The sequence below is a fragment of the Pseudomonas sp. AMR01 genome (genome assembly GCF_041946035.1).
In the GTDB taxonomy this organism is placed as follows: domain Bacteria; phylum Pseudomonadota; class Gammaproteobacteria; order Pseudomonadales; family Pseudomonadaceae; genus Aquipseudomonas; species Aquipseudomonas antarctica_B.
Window position 1 is genome coordinate 43150 of record NZ_JAUTYR010000003.1, and the last position, 17273, is coordinate 60422.

At 60.4% G+C, this 17273-nt stretch carries 18 protein-coding genes; 6 read left to right on the forward strand and 12 right to left on the reverse strand.

Annotation, left to right across the window (positions count from 1 at the left end):
• Positions 1-22: 22 nt before the first annotated feature.
• Positions 23-595 carry a xanthine phosphoribosyltransferase gene (locus Q7C20_RS03710; protein ID WP_003195447.1) on the forward strand — a complete coding sequence of 191 codons (573 nt, stop codon included), beginning with the start codon at positions 23-25 and terminating at the stop codon, positions 593-595.
• Positions 596-947: 352 nt separating this feature from the next.
• On the opposite strand, the gene Q7C20_RS03715 is transcribed toward Q7C20_RS03710, so the two are convergent.
• From Q7C20_RS03715 to dadA, 6 genes are all read right to left on the reverse strand, one after another.
• Positions 948-2870, reverse strand: a complete 1923-nt coding sequence (locus Q7C20_RS03715) for an acetyl-CoA hydrolase/transferase C-terminal domain-containing protein (protein WP_375065515.1) — start codon at positions 2868-2870, stop codon at positions 948-950.
• A 134-nt stretch (positions 2871-3004) separates the two neighbouring features.
• Positions 3005-3418 carry a c-type cytochrome gene (locus Q7C20_RS03720; protein ID WP_375065958.1) on the reverse strand — a complete coding sequence of 138 codons (414 nt, stop codon included), beginning with the start codon at positions 3416-3418 and terminating at the stop codon, positions 3005-3007.
• A gap of 181 nt (positions 3419-3599) precedes the next feature.
• Positions 3600-4148 (reverse strand): cupin domain-containing protein, encoded by a 549-nt coding sequence (locus tag Q7C20_RS03725; RefSeq protein ID WP_049710945.1) that lies wholly within the window; start codon positions 4146-4148, stop codon positions 3600-3602.
• A 115-nt stretch (positions 4149-4263) separates the two neighbouring features.
• Entirely contained in the window at positions 4264-5337 is a 1074-nt protein-coding gene (gene alr, locus Q7C20_RS03730; protein ID WP_375065518.1) for an alanine racemase, read from the reverse strand.
• A gap of 79 nt (positions 5338-5416) precedes the next feature.
• On the reverse strand, positions 5417-5770 hold the full coding sequence (locus tag Q7C20_RS03735; RefSeq protein WP_375065520.1) for a RidA family protein: 354 nt from the start codon (positions 5768-5770) through the stop codon (positions 5417-5419).
• Positions 5742-7043, reverse strand: a complete 1302-nt coding sequence (gene dadA / locus Q7C20_RS03740; protein WP_375065522.1) for a D-amino acid dehydrogenase — start codon at positions 7041-7043, stop codon at positions 5742-5744. The genes Q7C20_RS03735 and dadA overlap by 29 nt, the downstream gene beginning before the upstream one ends.
• Positions 7044-7199: 156 nt before the next feature.
• On the opposite strand from dadA, the gene Q7C20_RS03745 reads away from it, so the two are divergent.
• A complete protein-coding gene (locus Q7C20_RS03745) occupies positions 7200-7688 on the forward strand; it encodes an Lrp/AsnC ligand binding domain-containing protein (protein ID WP_065886954.1) in 489 nt (162 codons plus the stop codon).
• 128 nt (positions 7689-7816) lie between these two features.
• Here Q7C20_RS03745 and Q7C20_RS03750 read toward each other — a convergent pair whose 3' ends face one another.
• The gene (locus Q7C20_RS03750) at positions 7817-8170 is read right to left on the reverse strand and encodes a YkgJ family cysteine cluster protein (RefSeq protein ID WP_375065524.1); all 354 of its coding nucleotides are present in this window, start codon (positions 8168-8170) and stop codon (positions 7817-7819) included.
• A 114-nt stretch (positions 8171-8284) separates the two neighbouring features.
• Here Q7C20_RS03750 and Q7C20_RS03755 point away from each other — a divergent pair, with 114 nt between their 5' ends.
• Complete coding sequence (locus tag Q7C20_RS03755; RefSeq protein WP_375065526.1) at positions 8285-9577, forward strand: NAD(P)/FAD-dependent oxidoreductase; 1293 nt, start codon at positions 8285-8287, stop codon at positions 9575-9577.
• 1 nt (position 9578) lies between these two features.
• On the opposite strand, the gene Q7C20_RS03760 is transcribed toward Q7C20_RS03755, so the two are convergent.
• Positions 9579-9803, reverse strand: coding sequence for a DUF1127 domain-containing protein (locus Q7C20_RS03760; protein ID WP_375065528.1), 225 nt, complete (start codon positions 9801-9803; stop codon positions 9579-9581).
• Positions 9804-9969: 166 nt separating this feature from the next.
• On the opposite strand from Q7C20_RS03760, the gene Q7C20_RS03765 reads away from it, so the two are divergent.
• Positions 9970-11394 carry a PLP-dependent aminotransferase family protein gene (locus tag Q7C20_RS03765; protein ID WP_375065530.1) on the forward strand — a complete coding sequence of 475 codons (1425 nt, stop codon included), beginning with the start codon at positions 9970-9972 and terminating at the stop codon, positions 11392-11394.
• 62 nt (positions 11395-11456) lie between these two features.
• A complete protein-coding gene (locus Q7C20_RS03770; protein WP_375065532.1) occupies positions 11457-13025 on the forward strand; it encodes a phospholipase D family protein in 1569 nt (522 codons plus the stop codon).
• A 120-nt stretch (positions 13026-13145) separates the two neighbouring features.
• Here Q7C20_RS03770 and Q7C20_RS03775 read toward each other — a convergent pair whose 3' ends face one another.
• Positions 13146-14294: an MFS transporter gene (locus tag Q7C20_RS03775; protein ID WP_375065534.1), complete on the reverse strand. Its 1149-nt coding sequence runs from the start codon at positions 14292-14294 to the stop codon at positions 13146-13148.
• Between the two features lie 162 nt (positions 14295-14456).
• On the reverse strand, positions 14457-15950 hold the full coding sequence (locus Q7C20_RS03780; RefSeq protein WP_375065537.1) for an aldehyde dehydrogenase: 1494 nt from the start codon (positions 15948-15950) through the stop codon (positions 14457-14459).
• Positions 15951-16178: 228 nt separating this feature from the next.
• On the opposite strand from Q7C20_RS03780, the gene Q7C20_RS03785 reads away from it, so the two are divergent.
• Positions 16179-16541 (forward strand): cupin domain-containing protein, encoded by a 363-nt coding sequence (locus tag Q7C20_RS03785; protein WP_348060556.1) that lies wholly within the window; start codon positions 16179-16181, stop codon positions 16539-16541.
• A 71-nt stretch (positions 16542-16612) separates the two neighbouring features.
• On the opposite strand, the gene rpmG is transcribed toward Q7C20_RS03785, so the two are convergent.
• Complete coding sequence (gene rpmG, locus Q7C20_RS03790; RefSeq protein WP_003176906.1) at positions 16613-16768, reverse strand: 50S ribosomal protein L33; 156 nt, start codon at positions 16766-16768, stop codon at positions 16613-16615.
• Positions 16769-16779: 11 nt separating this feature from the next.
• Positions 16780-17013: a 50S ribosomal protein L28 gene (rpmB, locus tag Q7C20_RS03795; protein WP_003176907.1), complete on the reverse strand. Its 234-nt coding sequence runs from the start codon at positions 17011-17013 to the stop codon at positions 16780-16782.
• Positions 17014-17273: the final 260 nt, after the last annotated feature.

The window sequence follows — 17273 nt, forward strand, 5'->3', positions numbered from 1 at the left end:
GCGCCATTAGAGGAAGCGTTCCGTGGAAGCATTGCACAAGAAAATTCGCGAAGAAGGCATCGTGCTTTCCGATCAGGTACTCAAGGTCGACGCCTTTCTGAACCACCAGATCGACCCGGCGCTGATGAAACTGATCGGCGACGAGTTCGCCGCCCTGTTCAAGGACTCGGGCATCACCAAGATCGTCACCATCGAAGCCTCGGGCATCGCGCCGGCGATCATGACCGGCCTGAACCTCGGCGTGCCGGTGATTTTCGCCCGCAAGCAACAGTCCTTGACCCTGACTGAAAACCTGCTGTCGGCGACGGTGTATTCCTTCACCAAGAAAACCGAAAGCACCGTGGCGATCTCGCCGCGCCACCTGACCAGCAGCGACCGCGTGTTGGTGATCGATGACTTCCTGGCCAACGGCAAGGCGTCCCAGGCGCTGATTTCGATCATCAAGCAGGCCGGCGCGACCGTTGCCGGCTTGGGGATTGTGATCGAGAAGTCGTTCCAGGGCGGCCGCGCGGAGCTGGATGCGCAGGGTTATCGGGTTGAGTCGCTGGCGCGGGTTAAATCCCTGGCCGGTGGCGTGGTGACCTTCATCGAGTAACTCGATAGCACCGCAGTAAAAAATGTGGGAGCTGGCTTGCCTGCGATAGCGGACTTCCAGGCGGCAGAAATTTCGACTGAAAGTCCGCTATCGCAGCATAGGTATCTACGCAACGTTGGTTTACACCTTGTAGACAGGGCCGTTGTGGCGAGCGGGCTTGCCCCGCGTTGGGCTGCGCAGCAGCCCCAGCAAAGAAGCATGCGATGTTTCAGACACACCGTGGAGGCTGATTATGGGGCTGCTGCGCAGCCCAACGCGGGGCAAGCCCGCTCGCCACAGGGAGTTTCGACAGCCTCTAAAGATTGTGTAGATACCTAGAAGTCAGCTCCCACATTTGATTTTGTGTTGGCCTTTAGTGCGCGGTGGCCTGCAGGCCGGCGAGCAATAACCGCTGATATAAATCCTCTTTCAGCCCCTCAGGTTTATCCAGACGCATGCGCCTCAAATGCTCGGGAAACGCCTCCGGCTCCGGCGCATCCAGCGCTGCCTTGCCCAACTCCAGAATCTCCGTCAGCTTGAATTTACTCTTGAGCCAATTCAGCGCCCGCAACAAATCCCGTTCTTCATCGGTGAAATCACTGCCCAACGGATACTCCGGAAACAACCGTCGGTGCCTGGCCTGAATCGCCTTCAACCGCTGCGGAGTATTGTCGGCAAACCGCGGGTCCAGCTGGAAATCCTTTGGCAACTTGCCGGCCTTTTGCGCCTGCTCGATCAAGTCGTTCTGGAAGCGTGAGTCAGTCACATTGAGCAATGCCTCGATGACCTTGGCATCCGTCTGCCCACGCAGGTCGGCAATCCCATATTCAGTGATCACGATATCGCGCAGGTGGCGGGGAATCGTGCAGTGGCCGTATTCCCAGACGATATTGGAACTGACCTCCCCCGCCGACTCGCGCCAGCTGCGCAAAATCAACATCGACCGCGCACCTTCCAGTGCATGGCCTTGGGCAACAAAGTTGTACTGCCCGCCGACGCCGCTGAGCACACGGCCATCTTCCAACTGATCCGCCACGCCCGCGCCGAGCAACGTGACCATGATTGCGCTGTTGATAAACCGCGCGTCCAGGCGTTGCAGGCGCTTGAGTTCTTCCTGGCCGTACAGCTCGTTGATGTAGCTGATGCGGGTCATGTTGAATTCGACGCGTTTGGTGTGGGTCATTTCCTGCAAGCGCTGGTAAAAACTGCGGGGGCCGAGGAAAAAACCACCATGGATCGTCACGCCGTCGGGCTGCGCGGCATCGTCCAGGGTGCCGGCGTTGGCTTGCTCCTGGGTGGCCACGTCCGGGTAGACCTTGCGACGGATAATCCCGGCATCCGCCAGCACCAGCAGGCCGTTGACGAACATCTCGCTGCAGCCGTAGAGGCCGCGGGCAAAGGGGTCGACGCCGCCTTCGCGGCTGATCAACGGCGCCCACTGGTACACATCAAGGTCAGTCAGCAGCAGGCGATAGGCTTCGTTATCGGCCTGGCGCGCCAGCAAGGCGGCGGTCAGCGCGTCGCCCATGGAACCAATGCCGATCTGCAACGTGCCGCCGTCGCGTACCAGGGTACTCGCGTGCAGGCCGATGAAGTGGTCCTGGAAACCCACCGGCATATTCGGCGTGGAGAACAGCGTGGTGCTGTCCTTGGCGTCGATCAGGTAGTCGAAGGCGTCCATGCCCAGCTCGGCGTCGCCGGGCATGTAGGGCAAATCGCTGTGGACTTGGCCGACCACCAGAATGGTTTCGCCTGCGTCACGGCGCTTTTCGATCATCGGCAACAGGTCGAGAGTGATGTCCGGGTTGCAGCTCAGGCTCAGGCGGTCGGGGTGTTCGGTGCTGCTGGCCACCAATTGCGCCACCAGGTTCAGGCCGGCAGCGTTGATATCGCGGGCGGCATGGCTGTAGTTGCTGCTGACGTAGTCCTGCTGGGCCGATGTGCTGTGGAGCAGGCTGCCGGGCTGCATGAAGAACTGCTGCACGCGGATGTTGGCGGGCAGCGTGTCGTTGTGCAGGTCGGCGAGGAAATCCAGCTCGGGGTAATCACCGAAAACCCGCTCGATAAAGGGTTCGAGAAAGCGCTTCTGCAAACCATCGCCAAAGGGCGGGCGGCCCAGGCTCAACGCGGTGTAGATCGTCAATTGCCGCTCGGGCAGCTTGGCGATGCGCCGGTACAGCGCGTTGGCAAACAGGTTGGGCTTGCCCAGGCCCAAGGGCATGCCCATGTGGATATGCGCCGGCAAGCGCTCAAGTACATCGTCCACTGCTTGCTCGATTGAACACAACTGCACCATCCGACCCTCCTGAACATTCCATGATTAGGGGTTGGACCGAGCTTGCCGGGTCTTTGCTGCAATGAACAGCCTGGAAACCTCAAAATTCAGGCACAAAAAAGCCGCTGGTCAGCGGCTTTTTGGCGAAGCTCGGTTTATTTCAAGCCGGACATCTTCTCGATTGCGCCCTTGAGCTCGGCATCCGTGCAATCGCTACACGTGCCTTTTGGTGGCATGGCGTTGATACCGGTGATCGCCTTGGCCAGGATGCCATCGAGGCCGCCCTGGTGATCGGCGCGGTCTTTCCAGGCCGCAGTGTCACCGATTTTCGGTGCGCCCAACAGGCCGGTACTGTGGCAAGCATTGCAGTGCTTGGCAATGATATCGTCCGGCGTTTTTGCCCCGCCACCGCTCGCAGCCACTGCAACCTCCATCCCTTTGCATTCCTGGCCCTGAACACAGACCTGGCCGACAGGCTCCAGGCGCTTGGCAATGTCATCGTTGGTCGCAGCTTGAGCGCTGACAGCCCATAGGGCCAGTACGGTTGCTGGTGCAGCCAGCATTTTCATAATTAGGTTCACGCGTTCACCCTCAATGGTGGCTATTCACGCCTGCGGCCACGGTTTCACAGGCGGCGAAAGTATAACGGTTACCCCGTCAGGCCGAAACAACCCTATTAAATAAAGGGAGATTAGGCCGTACGGTTACAGCGACGGGTGTGTCTGCAACGCTGGCAGCACGCCTCTTCTGTCAAAAGTTCGCAGGTGTGGCTGCGCTGATTAGTCGCGCCGGCACGTCGAACGGGTTGCGAAAACGATGGGGCTTGGTACTTTCAAAGTAGTAGCTATCGCCGGCTTCGAGCACAAAAGTTTCAAGACCGACCACCAATTCCAGGCGACCTTCCACCAGAATCCCGGTTTCCTCGCCTTCGTGGGTGAGCATTTCTTCGCCGGTGTCGGCGCCCGGCGGGTAGATTTCGTTGAGAAATGCAATCGCCCGTGTCGGGTGCGCGCGGCCCACCAGTTTCATGGTGACGGCGCCGTCAGAGATGTCGATCAGCTCATTGGCTTTATAGACGATCTGCGTCGGTATTTCCTGGAGGATCTCCTCGGAAAAGAACTCGACCATGGACATGGGGATGCCGCCCAGCACCTTGCGCAAGGAGCTGATTGAGGGGCTGACACTGTTTTTTTCGATCATCGAAATGGTGCTGTTGGTGACACCCGCACGCTTGGCGAGCTCACGCTGGGAAAGACCTTTCAGTTTACGGATGGATTGCAGTCGTTCGCCGACGTCCAATGCAGGAGCCTCCTAGGATTCAGCTTTGTTGTAATTGAGCGTTATCATGGCGACAGCGTTCAGTATTTACAACACTTGGGCCTAAATCCCGGAGGGTGTGGGTCGTCGGCCCGCTTCAAGCGCCGCAATAGAGCCTTGGCACGCGGCTCAGGTTGCAGAAAATTTGATAGGGAATGGTCTCGGCGGCGGCAGCGACATCACTGGCAAGAATAGTTTTGCCCCACAGCTCCACCGTGGAACCAAGGCCGGCCTGAGGCACGTCGGTCAGGTCGATACACAGCATGTCCATGGACACGCGACCTAACAAATGGCTGCGCTGCCCCGCCACCAACACTGGCGTGCCGGTAGGCGCATGGCGCGGGTAACCGTCGGCATAGCCCATGGCAACCACACCAATGCGCATCGGCTTGGGGGTGATGAACTTGGCGCCGTAGCCCACCGGCTCCCCGGCCGGCAGTTCGCGCACGCAGATCACTTTCGATTCGAGGGTCATGACCGGCTGCAAACGCGCTGCGATGGCTTGGTCTTCGCCGAACGGCGTAGCGCCGTAGAGCATGATGCCCGGGCGTACCCAGTCGCTGGACACACTCGGCCAGCCCATCACCGACGGCGAGTTGCGCAGGCTCACTTCAGCCGACAACCCCTTACGCGCTGCTTCAAACACCTCAACCTGTTCACTGCTGCGCACGCAATCAAGCTCGTCGGCGCGGGCAAAATGGCTCATCAGTACGATCTTGGCGACCTTGCCACTGGCGAGCAGGCGCTGATACGCCTCGTGGTAATCCTTGGGATGCAGGCCAACGCGGTGCATGCCCGAATCCAGCTTGAGCCACACGGTCAACGGCTTGCTCAGTGTGGCCTGCTCAATCGCCTCAAGCTGCCACAGCGAATGCACCACGCACCAGAACTCATGCTCGATGATCAGCGGCAATTCGCAGGCTTCGAAAAAGCCTTCCAGCAGCAACACCGGCGCACGAATGCCGGCGGCGCGCAGTTCCAGTGCTTCCTCGATACACGCCACTGCAAACCCATCCGCCTCGGCTTCCAATGCCTGGGCCACGCGCACGGCGCCATGCCCATAGGCATCCGCCTTGACCACGGCGAGGGCCTTGGCCCCCGTGACTTCACGGGCCAGTTGGTAGTTGTGGCGCAGGGCTTGGAGGTCGATCAGGGCACGGGCAGGACGCATGGCGGCAGGCTTCTAGGCGGCAGAGTGAAGAAAAAACCGGTACCGACAAACTGCGTCGGCACCGGGAAAAGGATTTTGCTTAAGGCAGCGCGGCCACCACGGACAACTCCACCAGGATTTCCGGCTCGCACAACTTGGCTTCAACCGTGGCACGGGCCGGAGCAACGCCTTTGGGCAGCCACTTGTCCCACACCGCGTTCATGCCGGAAAAGTCGGCGTCGATGTCTTTCAGGTAGATCGTCACCGACAACAATTTGGTTTTGTCGGTACCGGCCAGGTCCAGCAAACGCTCGATATTGATGAGCGTTTCACGGGTCTGCTGTTCAATCCCGGCATTCATGTCGTCACCGACCTGGCCTGCCAGATACACCGTACCGCTGTGAACAACGATCTGGCTCATGCGCTCATTGGTGAGCTGGCGCTGGATTGACATGTTGTGCGGACTCCTGGTGGTTACCGTAACGGGAAATATCGAGGCCTTCGGCGCTGATCTGCGGGGTCTTTTTCGCCATCAGGTCGGCCAGCAAACGACCGGAGCCACAGGCCATGGTCCAGCCGAGGGTGCCGTGGCCAGTGTTCAGGAACAGATTTTTGAACGGCGTGGCACCCACAATCGGCGTGCCGTCGGGCGTGGTCGGGCGCAGGCCGGTCCAGAAACTTGCTTCGGCCAAATCGCCGCCCTGAGGATAAAGGTCGTTGACGATCATCTCCAGGGTTTCCCGCCGACGCGGGTTAAGCGACAGGTCAAAACCGGCTATCTCCGCCATGCCGCCGACGCGAATGCGGTTGTCGAAACGGGTGATCGCGACCTTGTAGGTCTCATCCAGAATGGTCGAAGTTGGCGCCATCGCCGGGTTGGTGATCGGCACGGTCAGCGAGTAGCCCTTGAGCGGGTAAACCGGCGCCTTGATGCCCAGCGGCTTGAGCAGCTTGGGCGAGTAACTGCCGAGGGCCAGCACATAACGGTCGGCGGTTTCCAACTTGCCGTCGACCCACACACCGTTGATGCGGTCACCGGCGTAGTCGAGGCGCTGGATGTCTTGTTCAAAACGAAACTCCACGCCCAACTGCTTGCACATCTCGACCAAGCGGGTGGTGAACATCTGGCAGTCGCCAGTCTGGTCGTTCGGCAGCCGCAGGGCGCCGGCGAGGATGTCGGTGACGCTCGCCAGGGCCGGCTCAACGCGTGCAATACCGGCGCGGTCCAGCAGCTCAAACGGCACGCCGGATTCTTTCAGTACGGCGATGTCTTTGGCGGCGCCATCAAGCTGGGCCTGGGTGCGGAACACCTGCGTAGTCCCCAGGCTACGGCCCTCGTAGGCAATGCCCGTTTCGGCACGCAGTTCGTCGAGGCAGTCACGGCTGTACTCAGACAAGCGCACCATGCGCTCCTTGTTCACTGCATAACGGCTGGCGGTGCAGTTGCGCAGCATCTGCGCCATCCAAATGTATTGACCGATATCGGCGGTGGCCTTGATTGCCAGCGGCGCGTGGCGTTGCAGCAGCCATTTGATGGCTTTGAGCGGCACACCCGGGGCCGCCCAGGGCGAAGCGTAGCCAGGGGATACCTGGCCGGCGTTGGCGAAACTGGTTTCCATGGCAGCGGCAGGCTGACGGTCGACCACGACGACTTCAAAGCCGGCCCGCGCCAAATAATAGGCACTGGTCACACCAATCACGCCACTACCCAAAACCAGAACGCGCATTTTTATATCCTCATCGCGGGCTCTGCCGCTGACGTGTGTTATTCGAGCAATGATGAGCGCAGTGTAAAAAACTATCGCCAGTGCATTTCACTATATAAGCACCTATATTTGGCGACAATTCTCGGCAAAAAACCTTTTCACAGAGGCGTATCCCCTATGCGTACCAACACCCAGACCAAACGGGAGCTGGACAAGATCGACCGCAATATCCTGCGCATCTTGCAAAGCGACGGGCGGATTTCGTTCACCGAGCTGGGGGAAAAGGTCGGGCTGTCGACCACGCCATGTACCGAGCGGGTGCGACGCCTGGAGCGCGAGGGGATCATCATGGGCTACAACGCGCGGCTCAATCCGCAGCATTTGAAGGGGAGTTTGCTGGTATTTGTCGAGATCAGCCTGGATTACAAGTCTGGCGACACCTTTGAAGAATTCCGCCGCGCCGTGCTGAAACTGCCCCACGTGCTGGAGTGCCACTTGGTGTCAGGGGACTTTGACTACTTGGTGAAAGCGCGCATTTCGGAGATGGCGTCGTACCGCAAATTGCTCGGCGATATCTTGCTAAAGCTGCCGCATGTGCGCGAATCCAAGAGCTATATCGTGATGGAAGAGGTGAAGGAGAGCCTCAACCTGCCGATTCCGGACTGACTGACAGAACACGATCAAATGTGGGAGCGGGCTTGCTCGCGAATGCGGTGGATCAGTGAAGAATACTCTAGCTGACACACCGCATTCGCGAGCAAGCCCGCTCCCACATTTTTGACCGCATGCACCTGTTAGACCAGCACCTGCCGCGTGCTCGCCATGTAGTCATGAATCTGCTTTTCAACCCGTGGATGAATCAGCTCCACCGGCCCCCGCCCATTCGGGCACGGCAAGGTCTTGGTAGTGCCAAACAACCGACAAATCAGTGGCCGCTCGTCGTACACGGTGCAGCCGTTCGGCCCTAGGTGCACACAGTTCAGTTCATCCATCGCCGCGTCCTGCTCTGCCTTGGTCTTGCGCGGCAGGCGCGACATTTCCTCGGGCGACGTGGTCACCGGCCCACAGCAATCGTGGCAACCGGGGACGCACGCGAACGAAGGAATCTGCCGGCGCAGTGCGCTGATTTTCTGACTGTTGCAACTCATCGAAACACTTACCGAACCGCGAATAGACGTGGATTCTGCCGTAAAAAGCCCTGCGCAGACAGCGTCACCCGACCGCTGTATCCTGCGTCAAATTTTCCAAACAGGGATGCTCCCATGACCGCCAGCGCCCGGCACACCGCCTCTTACTACGCCGCCAGCAGCGTGCCGCTACCCGATTACCCGGCGTTGACCGGTGAAGTGCGCGCCGATGTGTGCGTGATCGGTGGCGGTTATTCCGGCCTGAATACAGCGCTGGAGCTAGCCGAGCGCGGCTTCAGCGTCGTGCTGCTGGAGGCACGCAAGGTCGGCTGGGGCGCCAGCGGGCGTAACGGCGGCCAACTGATTCGCGGCGTCGGCCACGGCCTGGACCAGTTCGCGAATGTGATCGGCACCGACGGCGTGCGCCAGATGAAGTTGATGGGCCTGGAAGCCGTGGAAATCGTGCGTGAGCGCGTCGAGCGTTATCAAATCCCCTGCGACCTGACCTGGGGCTACTGCGACCTCGCCAACAAACCGCGCGACCTGCAAGGCCTGGCTGAAGACGCCGAAGAACTGCGCAGCCTCGGCTATCGCCACGAAGTACGCCTGCTGCACGCCGGTGAGATGGCAGGCGTGATCGGCTCCGACCGTTACGTGGGCGGCATGATCGACATGGGCTCAGGGCACTTGCACCCGCTTAACCTGGCCCTCGGCGAAGCGGCCGCCGCCCAACACCTCGGCGTGCAACTGTTTGAGCAGTCCGAAGTGACGCGCATCGACTACGGCCCCGAGGTCAACGTGCACACCGCCCTGGGTAACGTGCGCGCCAAGACCCTCGTGCTGGCCTGCAACGCCTACCTGAATGGCCTGAACGCCCAGCTCAGCGGCAAAGTCCTGCCGGCCGGCAGTTACATCATCGCGACCGAGCCGTTGAGCGAAGCCCAAGCCATGAGCCTGCTGCCGCAGAATATGGCCGTGTGTGATCAGCGGGTGACGGTGGATTACTTCCGCCTGTCTGCCGACCGTCGCCTGTTGTTCGGCGGCGCCTGCCATTATTCCGGGCGCGACCCGCACGACATCGGCGCTTATATGCGGCCAAAAATGCTCAAGGTGTTCCCGCAATTGGCCAACGTGAACATCGACTACCAATGGGGCGGCATGATCGGCATCGGCGCCAACCGCTTGCCGCAGATTGGTCGGCTGGCGGACCAGCCCAACGTGTATTACGCCCAGGCGTATGCGGGCCACGGCCTCAACGCCACGCACCTCGCTGGAAAGCTGTTGGCCGAAGCCATCAGCGGTCAGCAACAAGGGCGTTTTGATCTGTTTGCTCAGGTGCCGCACATCACCTTCCCCGGCGGCAAGCACCTGCGCTCGCCGATGCTGGCGCTGGGCATGCTCTGGCACCGGCTCAAAGAACTGGTGTGAATCAGCTGCTCCAGAAGGGCTTGACGCCTTCCTGGCGCGCCTGTTCTGCGGTCAACCCGATATCGCGCAATTGCTCGCAGGTCAGGTTCAGCAAGGCCTTGCGGGTATGACGACGCTGCCAGAAAAAGCGCCAGTGGCTAATCTCGCGTGGCGCTGCCGCCAGCCGCTGCCCAGCCACCAGTTCCTGACCCTGTAGTGCCAACCGTACATCGCTCATCCCGCTCATTTTTCTGCCCCTCATTTGCTTGTTGCCATGAGTGACTAGAATGGGCGCCCAGGTAAAACCAATACAGATTCAATGCATCTTTATTAAATCCATACAGATGCTGCCTATCCACCGCTGAATCCTGTATTTTCCCTCTATCTGTAATGGTCCCTCGGGAGCGACCGCCATGACACTCTATGTCAACCTCGCCGAATTGCTGGGCACGCGCATCGAACAGGGCTTCTATCGGCCCGGCGATCGCCTGCCCTCGGTGCGTGCATTGAGCGTGGAACATGGGGTGAGTCTGAGCACCGTGCAGCAGGCTTATCGCTTGCTGGAAGACAACGGCCTGGCGATGCCAAAGCCCAAATCCGGCTACTTTGTGCCCGTAGGCCGTGAACTGCCTGCCCTGCCGGAAGTGGGTCGCCCGGCCCAGCGCCCGGTGGAAATTTCCCAATGGGACCAGGTGCTGGAGCTGATTCGCGCAGTACCGCGCAAAGACGTCATACAGATGGGCCGCGGCATGCCGGATGTATTGTCGCCGACCCTGAAGCCCCTGCTGCGCAGCCTCGCGCGGGTGAGCCGACGCCAGGATCTGCCGGGGCTGTATTACGACAATATTCTTGGCTGTATGGAGCTGCGCGAGCAAATTGCACGTCTGTCGCTGGATTCCGGCTGTCAGCTCACCGCCGAAGATATTGTGATCACCACCGGCTGCCACGAGGCGCTGTCGGCCAGCATCCGCGCTATCTGCGAACCGGGCGATATCGTCGCGGTGGACTCGCCGAGCTTTCACGGGGCCATGCAAACCCTCAAGGGCCTGGGCATGAAAGCCCTCGAAATCCCCACCGACCCCATCACCGGCATCAGCCTCGACGCCTTGGAGCTGGCGCTGGAACAGTGGCCGATCAAGGTCATCCAGCTGACCCCCAACTGCAACAACCCGTTGGGTTACATCATGCCGGAGGCGCGCAAAAAGGCGCTGCTGACGCTGGCGCAGCGCTTTGACGTGGCAATCATCGAGGACGATGTGTATGGCGAATTGGCCTACAGCTACCCGCGCCCGCGCACCCTCAAATCCTTCGACGAAGATGGCCGCGTGCTGCTGTGCAGCTCGTTCTCTAAAACCCTCGCCCCAGGGCTGCGCATTGGCTGGGTTGCGCCAGGCCGCTACCTGGAACGGGTGCTGCACATGAAATACATCAGCACTGGCTCCACGGCGACGCAGCCGCAAATTGCCATTGCCGAATTACTCAAAGGTGGCCACTTCGAACCGCATTTGCGGCGGATGCGCACCCAATACCAGCGTAATCGCGACTTGATGCTCGACTGGGTCAGCCGTTACTTCCCGGCCGGCACCCGCGCCAGTCGGCCGCAGGGCAGCTTTATGCTGTGGGTGGAACTGCCGGAAGGCTTTGACACCCTCAAGCTCAACCGCCTGCTGGTGGAACAGGGCGTACAGGTGGCCGTGGGCAGTATTTTTTCGGCGTCGGGCAAGTACCGCAACTGCCTGCGCATGAACTACGCGGCCAAGCCAACCGCGCAAATTGAAGAAGCCGTGCGTAAAGTCGGTGCCGCCGCAATCGCGATGCTGGCCGAGGCTGCAGACTGACCTTTCGCGAGAAATAGCCGTCATATGCCCACAATCGCCCTGACCTGGAAGCAGCGCCCTTGATGATTCGACGGCTTTTACCATTTCTCCTGCTCGGCGCCCTGGCCTTGAGCGGGTGTGCCAACGTAGATGTGCCGCGCATCCCCAGCGACGCCCTGCCCGCCGCGCAATCCTCCTTCGGTCGCTCGATCCAGGCCCAGGCGGCGCCGTACCAAGGCCGTTCCGGCTTTCGTCTGCTGCCCAACAGCAGCGAGGCGTTCATGGCCCGCGCCGAGCTGATCCGCAACGCCCAGACCAGCCTCGACCTGCAGTACTACATCGTCCACGACGGCATCAGCACCCGCATGCTCGTGGATGAATTGCTCAAGGCCGCCGACCGTGGCGTGCGCATTCGCATCCTGCTGGATGACACCACCAGCGACGGCCTCGACCAGATTATCGCCACCCTCGCCGCCCACCCCAAGATCGAGATTCGCCTGTTCAACCCGCTGAACCTGGGGCGCAGCACTGGCGTGACGCGGGCCATGGGCCGGCTGTTCAACCTGTCGCTGCAACACCGGCGCATGCACAACAAGCTGTGGCTGGCGGACAACAGCGTGGCCATCGTGGGCGGGCGTAATTTGGGCGATGAGTATTTCGATGCCGAGCCCAACCTGAACTTCACCGACATCGACATGCTCAGCGTCGGGCCGGTGGCGGAGCAGTTGGGCCACAGTTTCGATCAGTACTGGAACAGCGCCCTTAGCAAACCTATCGATGAGTTCGTCTCCAACTTGCCTTCCAAGGGCGACCTGGCCGCCGCGCGCGTGCGACTGGAAGCGTCGCTGGCCGAATCGCGCCAGCAAAATCACGCGCTGTATAACCGTCTGCGTACTTATCAGACCCAGCCGCGCATGGACATCTGGCGCCGCGAACTGATCTGGGCCTGGAACCAGGCGTTGTGGGATGCGCCGAGCAAGGTGCTGGCCAAGGCCGAGCCGGACCCTCGGTTGTTGCTGACCACCCAGCTGGCGCCGGAGCTTGAGGGCGTCAACCATGAGCTGATGATGATCTCGGCGTACTTCGTGCCGGGCCAACCGGGGCTGGTGTACCTGACCGGCCGCGCCGACGCGGGCGTGTCGGTGAGCCTGCTGACCAACTCCCTGGAAGCCACCGATGTACCTGCCGTGCACGGCGGCTATGCGCCCTATCGCAAGGCGCTGCTGGAACACGGGGTGAAACTCTACGAACTGCGCCGCCAGCCGGGCGACCCGAGCGCCAGCAGCGGCCCACACTTGTTTCGCCGGGGCATCTTCCACGGTTCCGACTCCAGCCTGCACAGCAAGGCAATGATCTTTGATCGGCAGAAGTCGTTTATCGGCTCATTCAATTTCGACCCGCGCTCGGTGCTGTGGAACACCGAAGTCGGTGTGCTGGTGGACAGCCCAGAGCTGGCGGAGCACGTGCGTAACCTGGCGCTGCAAGGCATGGCGCCCGCGTTGAGTTATGAGGCGAAGCTGCAGAATGGTCAGGTGGTGTGGGAGACGGAGGATAACGGCCAGTTGCATACCCTGACGCGTGAGCCTGGCAATTGGTGGCGGCGGTTTAATGCATGGTTCGCCACCTCTGTCGGCCTGGAACGCATGCTCTAAGAATGGCGCAGATCAAAATGTGGGAGCGGGCTTGCTCGCGAATGCGGTGGATCAGTCAGCAAATCCATCAACTGACCCACCGCATTCGCGAGCAAGCCCGCTCCCACAGGGGATTGCATTTCAAAGGTTGGCAGGCTGAGCGGCGCCGAACGCGCCTTGGCGCAATAACAGCACCACCAAACCCAGCGCCCCTGCGGCCATCAGCAGCGGCAGTGAGTGCCCGCTGATCCACTGGCTCCCCGCTCCCGCCACCAGCGGCCCAATCAGGCAGCCGATCCCCCACAACTGCGCGATGTGAGCATTGGCGCGCACCAGCGCATCATCACGATACCGCTCGCCGATCAGAATCAACGACAGGGTGAACAACCCACCGGCACTGGCGCCAAACAGCACCCACACCGGCCAGATCAGCGCCGTGTGCATCAGCGGCGCAATCGCCAGGCTCGACACCAGCAGCAACACCGCACAGCTCAGGAACAACGTGCGTCGCGGCAGGTAATCTGCCAGCGCACCAATCGGCAATTGCAGCAGCGCGTCGCCCACGACCACCGTGCTGACCATCGCCAAAGCGATCTCGGCGGTGAAACCCTGTTGCAGGCAATACACCGGCAGCAACGTCAGAATCATCGCTTCGAACGCGGCGAACAGCGCCACCGCCCAGGCGATCGCCGGCAGGCTCAGGCAGAAGCGCCACAGGTCGCCGAAGGTCACGCTGAAGGACTCGGCGGTGGGCGCGTCGGAGCGCCCCAGCAGCAACAGCGGCGCGACCATCAGCAGCCCTACGCCAACCCAAAAGCCGTAATCATGGTCTGTACCCAACACGCCCAGCAGCAGCGGCCCGGACAATTGACTCAAGGCATAGGTGCAGCCATACAGCGCCACCAGCCGGCCACGCCATTGCTCCACCACCAACTGATTGATCCAGCTTTCGCCGAGGATAAATACGATGGTCAGGATCACGCCGATCATCAGGCGCAACACCAACCACACCGGGTAACTGGGCAGGATTGCCAGCAAGCCGATGGAAACGGCACCGGCCCACAGGCACATACGCATCAGGTTCGCAGTGCCGAGCCAGGAAGCCAGTCGGCTGGAAACCTTGGCCCCCAACAGCACGCCAAACGCCGGCATTGCCGCCATCACGCCAATGGCGAAACTGCCGTAGCCCCAGCCTTCAAGACGCAAGGACACCAGCGGCATGCTGACGCCCAGCGCCAGGCCGACGCTGAGTACCGAGGCCAGGACGGCGAAGTAAGTCGCCCAACGCATGTCCACGCTCCTGTGGATAATTTTTTTGAGAACACACAAACCAGTGTGGGAGCGGGCTTGCTCGCGAAGGCGGCTTGTCAGTCAATATATTTGTCGACTGATACGCCGCCTTCGCGAGCAAGCCCGCTCCCACATTTGTTGAGCTGCGGTGAAACCTGAACGTTACAGCTTGATCCAGGTCGACTTCAGCTCGGTGTACTTATCGAACGCATGCAGCGACTTGTCGCGGCCGTTACCCGATTGTTTGAAGCCGCCAAACGGTGCGGTCATGTCGCCGCCGTCGTATTGGTTGACCCACACGCTACCGGCGCGCAGAGCCTTGGCGGTCAGGTGCGCCTTGGAGATATCCGCCGTCCACACCGCTGCGGCCAGGCCGTAGATGGTGTCGTTGGCGATAGCGATGGCTTCTTCGGCGCTGTCGAAAGTGATCACCGACAGGACCGGGCCGAAGATCTCTTCCTGGGCGATTTTCATGGCGTTGGTCACGCCGTCGAAAATCGTCGGTTCGACATAGGTGCCACCGGTTTCTTCCAGCGTACGCTTGCCACCCGCCACCAGCTTGGCGCCGTCGGCGTGGCCGGCTTCGATGTAGGACAGCACGGTATTCATCTGCTGGGTGTCCACCAGTGCGCCGACATTGGTTGCCGGGTCCAGCGGGTTGCCCGGCTTCCAGCCTTTGAGGGCTTCGATCACCAGCGGCAGGAAGGTGTCCTTGATGGAGCGCTCCACCAGCAGACGCGAACCTGCGGTGCAGACTTCGCCCTGGTTGAAGGCGATGGCGCTGGCGGCGGATTCGGCGGCGGCTTTGAGGTCCGGAGCATCGGCGAATACGATGTTCGGGCTCTTGCCGCCAGCTTCCAGCCAGACGCGCTTCATGTTTGATTCGCCGGAGCGGATCAACAGTTGTTTGGCAATCTTGGTCGAGCCGGTGAACACCAGGGTGTCCACATCCATGTGCACCGCCAGCGCGTTGCCCACGGTGTGGCCATAACCCGGCAGCACGTTGAGCACGCCTTTTGGAATGCCGGCTTCAACCGCCAATGCAGCGATGCGGATAGCGGTCAGTGGGGATTTTTCAGACGGCTTGAGAATCACCGAGTTACCGGTGGACAGCGCAGGCCCGAGCTTCCAGCAGGCCATCATCAACGGGAAGTTCCACGGCACGATAGCGCCGACCACGCCGACTGGCTCGCGGGTCACCAGACCCAATTGGTTGTGCGGTGTGGCGGCAACTTCGTCATAAATCTTGTCGATCGCCTCGCCGCTCCAGCTCAGGGCATTGGCTGCGCCAGGCACGTCAATGCCCAGGGAGTCGGAGATGGGCTTGCCCATGTCGAGGGTTTCGAGCAGCGCCAGCTCTTCGGCATTCGCGTTGAGCAGCGCGGCGAAACGGAGCATGGCGGCCTTGCGCTTGGCCGGCGCCAGGCGCGACCAAACACCGGAATTGAAGGTGGCGCGGGCGTTTTCCACGGCGCGCTGGGCGTCGGCGGCGTCACAGCTGGCAACAGTGGCCAGCAGACGGCCATCGACCGGGCTGATGCATTCGAACGTCTCGCCGGAAGCAGAAGCGGTGTACTCGCCATTGACATAGGCGCGGCCTTCGATCTTCAGATCCTTGGCGCGTTGTTCCCAATCGGCACGGGTCAGGGTGGTCATGCGAGTGTCCTCCTCTTGTTGAATACAAGGGCCAGGTGATGTTCCCCCGGCAGCCTCAAAGAATTCTTGCCCGGCCAGCCTGCTCGGCTCAAGGCAGGTGCCACCCTAAACCAGCGGCTGGGGATGTTTCAATATATTTGACACAACGCCGGTAAACGCCCTTGCGATGTTCATTTTAATAAACATAGACTTTGAGCTCTCCAACCGCAGGCCAGACGGGACACGCACATGAGCATCCAGGACATCGTCGACTTCAGCCAGGCCAACACCGCCCCAGACCGCTACCGCCCCGCCGCCGAGAAAATCCTCAAGGGTGATCCGGAGCAAACGATTTACAACCACTACAACAGCCCGTGCGGCCAAATGAGCGCCGGTGTCTGGGAGGGCGAGGTCGGGCAATGGAAGGTCAATTACACCGAGCATGAGTACTGTGAAATTGTGCAAGGCGTGTCGGTGCTGCGCGATGCGGACGGCAACGCCAAGACCTTGCGCTCTGGCGACCGTTTTGTGATCCCGGCCGGGTTCAGCGGCACCTGGGAAGTGCTGGAAGCGTGCCGCAAGATCTACGTGGTATTCGAACAGAAAGCCTGATCAGCAAATCACAGGCAAAAAAAAGCCCGACTCGTGAGAGACGGGCTTTTTTTCACAAGGAGGAAAATCAATTACTTGATTTTGCCTTCTTTGTAGATCACGTGCTTGCGAACGCGCGGGTCGAACATTTTCTTTTCGAGCTTGTCCGGGGTAGTACGCTTGTTCTTGTCGGTAGTGTAGAAGTGACCAGTACCGGCGCTAGAGATCATTCGAATCAATTCACGCATGATATAGCTCCTTAAATCTTGCCAGCGGCACGAATTTCGGCCAGCACGACAGTAATGCCACGCTTGTCGATGATACGCATGCCTTTAGCAGATACGCGCAGACGGACAAAACGTTTCTCTTCTTCAACCCAGAAGCGGTGATGCTGCAGGTTTGGCAGGAAACGACGACGGGTTTTGTTATTTGCGTGGGAAATGTTATTCCCAGTCACCGGACCCTTACCGGTAACTTGACATACTCTCGACATGCCTCAGCCCTCTAAAACCACATGCCCAACCCGGCATGGGTTGGCCGCTTAATCTCTCAGTCATTTGGCGCCAGGCGCCGCGTTTCTTTAGGGTCTTACCGGCTACACCTACTAGCGAAGGAACCGGGCCCCTAGAAAAGAGCGCTGCTTTATACCAGAAAGACCCCAGTGCAACAACAGCCCGTGAGTTTTTACCGGCGTAAATCGTGGCAACAAACGCCTGAACCGTTGCTACAAGGGGCCGCTGTCATAGCCGACCG

Bases quoted from the DNA above. Each gene is read 5' to 3' on its own strand.
- Q7C20_RS03715 (WP_375065515.1), bottom strand. From the start codon at position 2,870: ATGGTGCAGTTGTGTTCAATCGAGCAAGCAGTGGACGATGTACTTGAG.
- Q7C20_RS03720 (WP_375065958.1), bottom strand. From the start codon at position 3,418: ATGAAAATGCTGGCTGCACCAGCAACCGTACTGGCCCTATGGGCTGTC.
- alr (WP_375065518.1), bottom strand. From the start codon at position 5,337: ATGCGTCCTGCCCGTGCCCTGATCGACCTCCAAGCCCTGCGCCACAAC.
- Q7C20_RS03735 (WP_375065520.1), bottom strand. From the start codon at position 5,770: ATGTCAATCCAGCGCCAGCTCACCAATGAGCGCATGAGCCAGATCGTT.
- dadA (WP_375065522.1), bottom strand. From the start codon at position 7,043: ATGCGCGTTCTGGTTTTGGGTAGTGGCGTGATTGGTGTGACCAGTGCC.
- Q7C20_RS03745 (WP_065886954.1), top strand. From the start codon at position 7,200: ATGCGTACCAACACCCAGACCAAACGGGAGCTGGACAAGATCGACCGC.
- Q7C20_RS03750 (WP_375065524.1), bottom strand. From the start codon at position 8,170: ATGAGTTGCAACAGTCAGAAAATCAGCGCACTGCGCCGGCAGATTCCT.
- Q7C20_RS03755 (WP_375065526.1), top strand. From the start codon at position 8,285: ATGACCGCCAGCGCCCGGCACACCGCCTCTTACTACGCCGCCAGCAGC.
- Q7C20_RS03760 (WP_375065528.1), bottom strand. From the start codon at position 9,803: ATGAGCGGGATGAGCGATGTACGGTTGGCACTACAGGGTCAGGAACTG.
- Q7C20_RS03765 (WP_375065530.1), top strand. From the start codon at position 9,970: ATGACACTCTATGTCAACCTCGCCGAATTGCTGGGCACGCGCATCGAA.
- Q7C20_RS03770 (WP_375065532.1), top strand. From the start codon at position 11,457: ATGATTCGACGGCTTTTACCATTTCTCCTGCTCGGCGCCCTGGCCTTG.
- Q7C20_RS03775 (WP_375065534.1), bottom strand. From the start codon at position 14,294: ATGCGTTGGGCGACTTACTTCGCCGTCCTGGCCTCGGTACTCAGCGTC.
- Q7C20_RS03780 (WP_375065537.1), bottom strand. From the start codon at position 15,950: ATGACCACCCTGACCCGTGCCGATTGGGAACAACGCGCCAAGGATCTG.
- Q7C20_RS03785 (WP_348060556.1), top strand. From the start codon at position 16,179: ATGAGCATCCAGGACATCGTCGACTTCAGCCAGGCCAACACCGCCCCA.
- rpmG (WP_003176906.1), bottom strand. From the start codon at position 16,768: ATGCGTGAATTGATTCGAATGATCTCTAGCGCCGGTACTGGTCACTTC.
- rpmB (WP_003176907.1), bottom strand. From the start codon at position 17,013: ATGTCGAGAGTATGTCAAGTTACCGGTAAGGGTCCGGTGACTGGGAAT.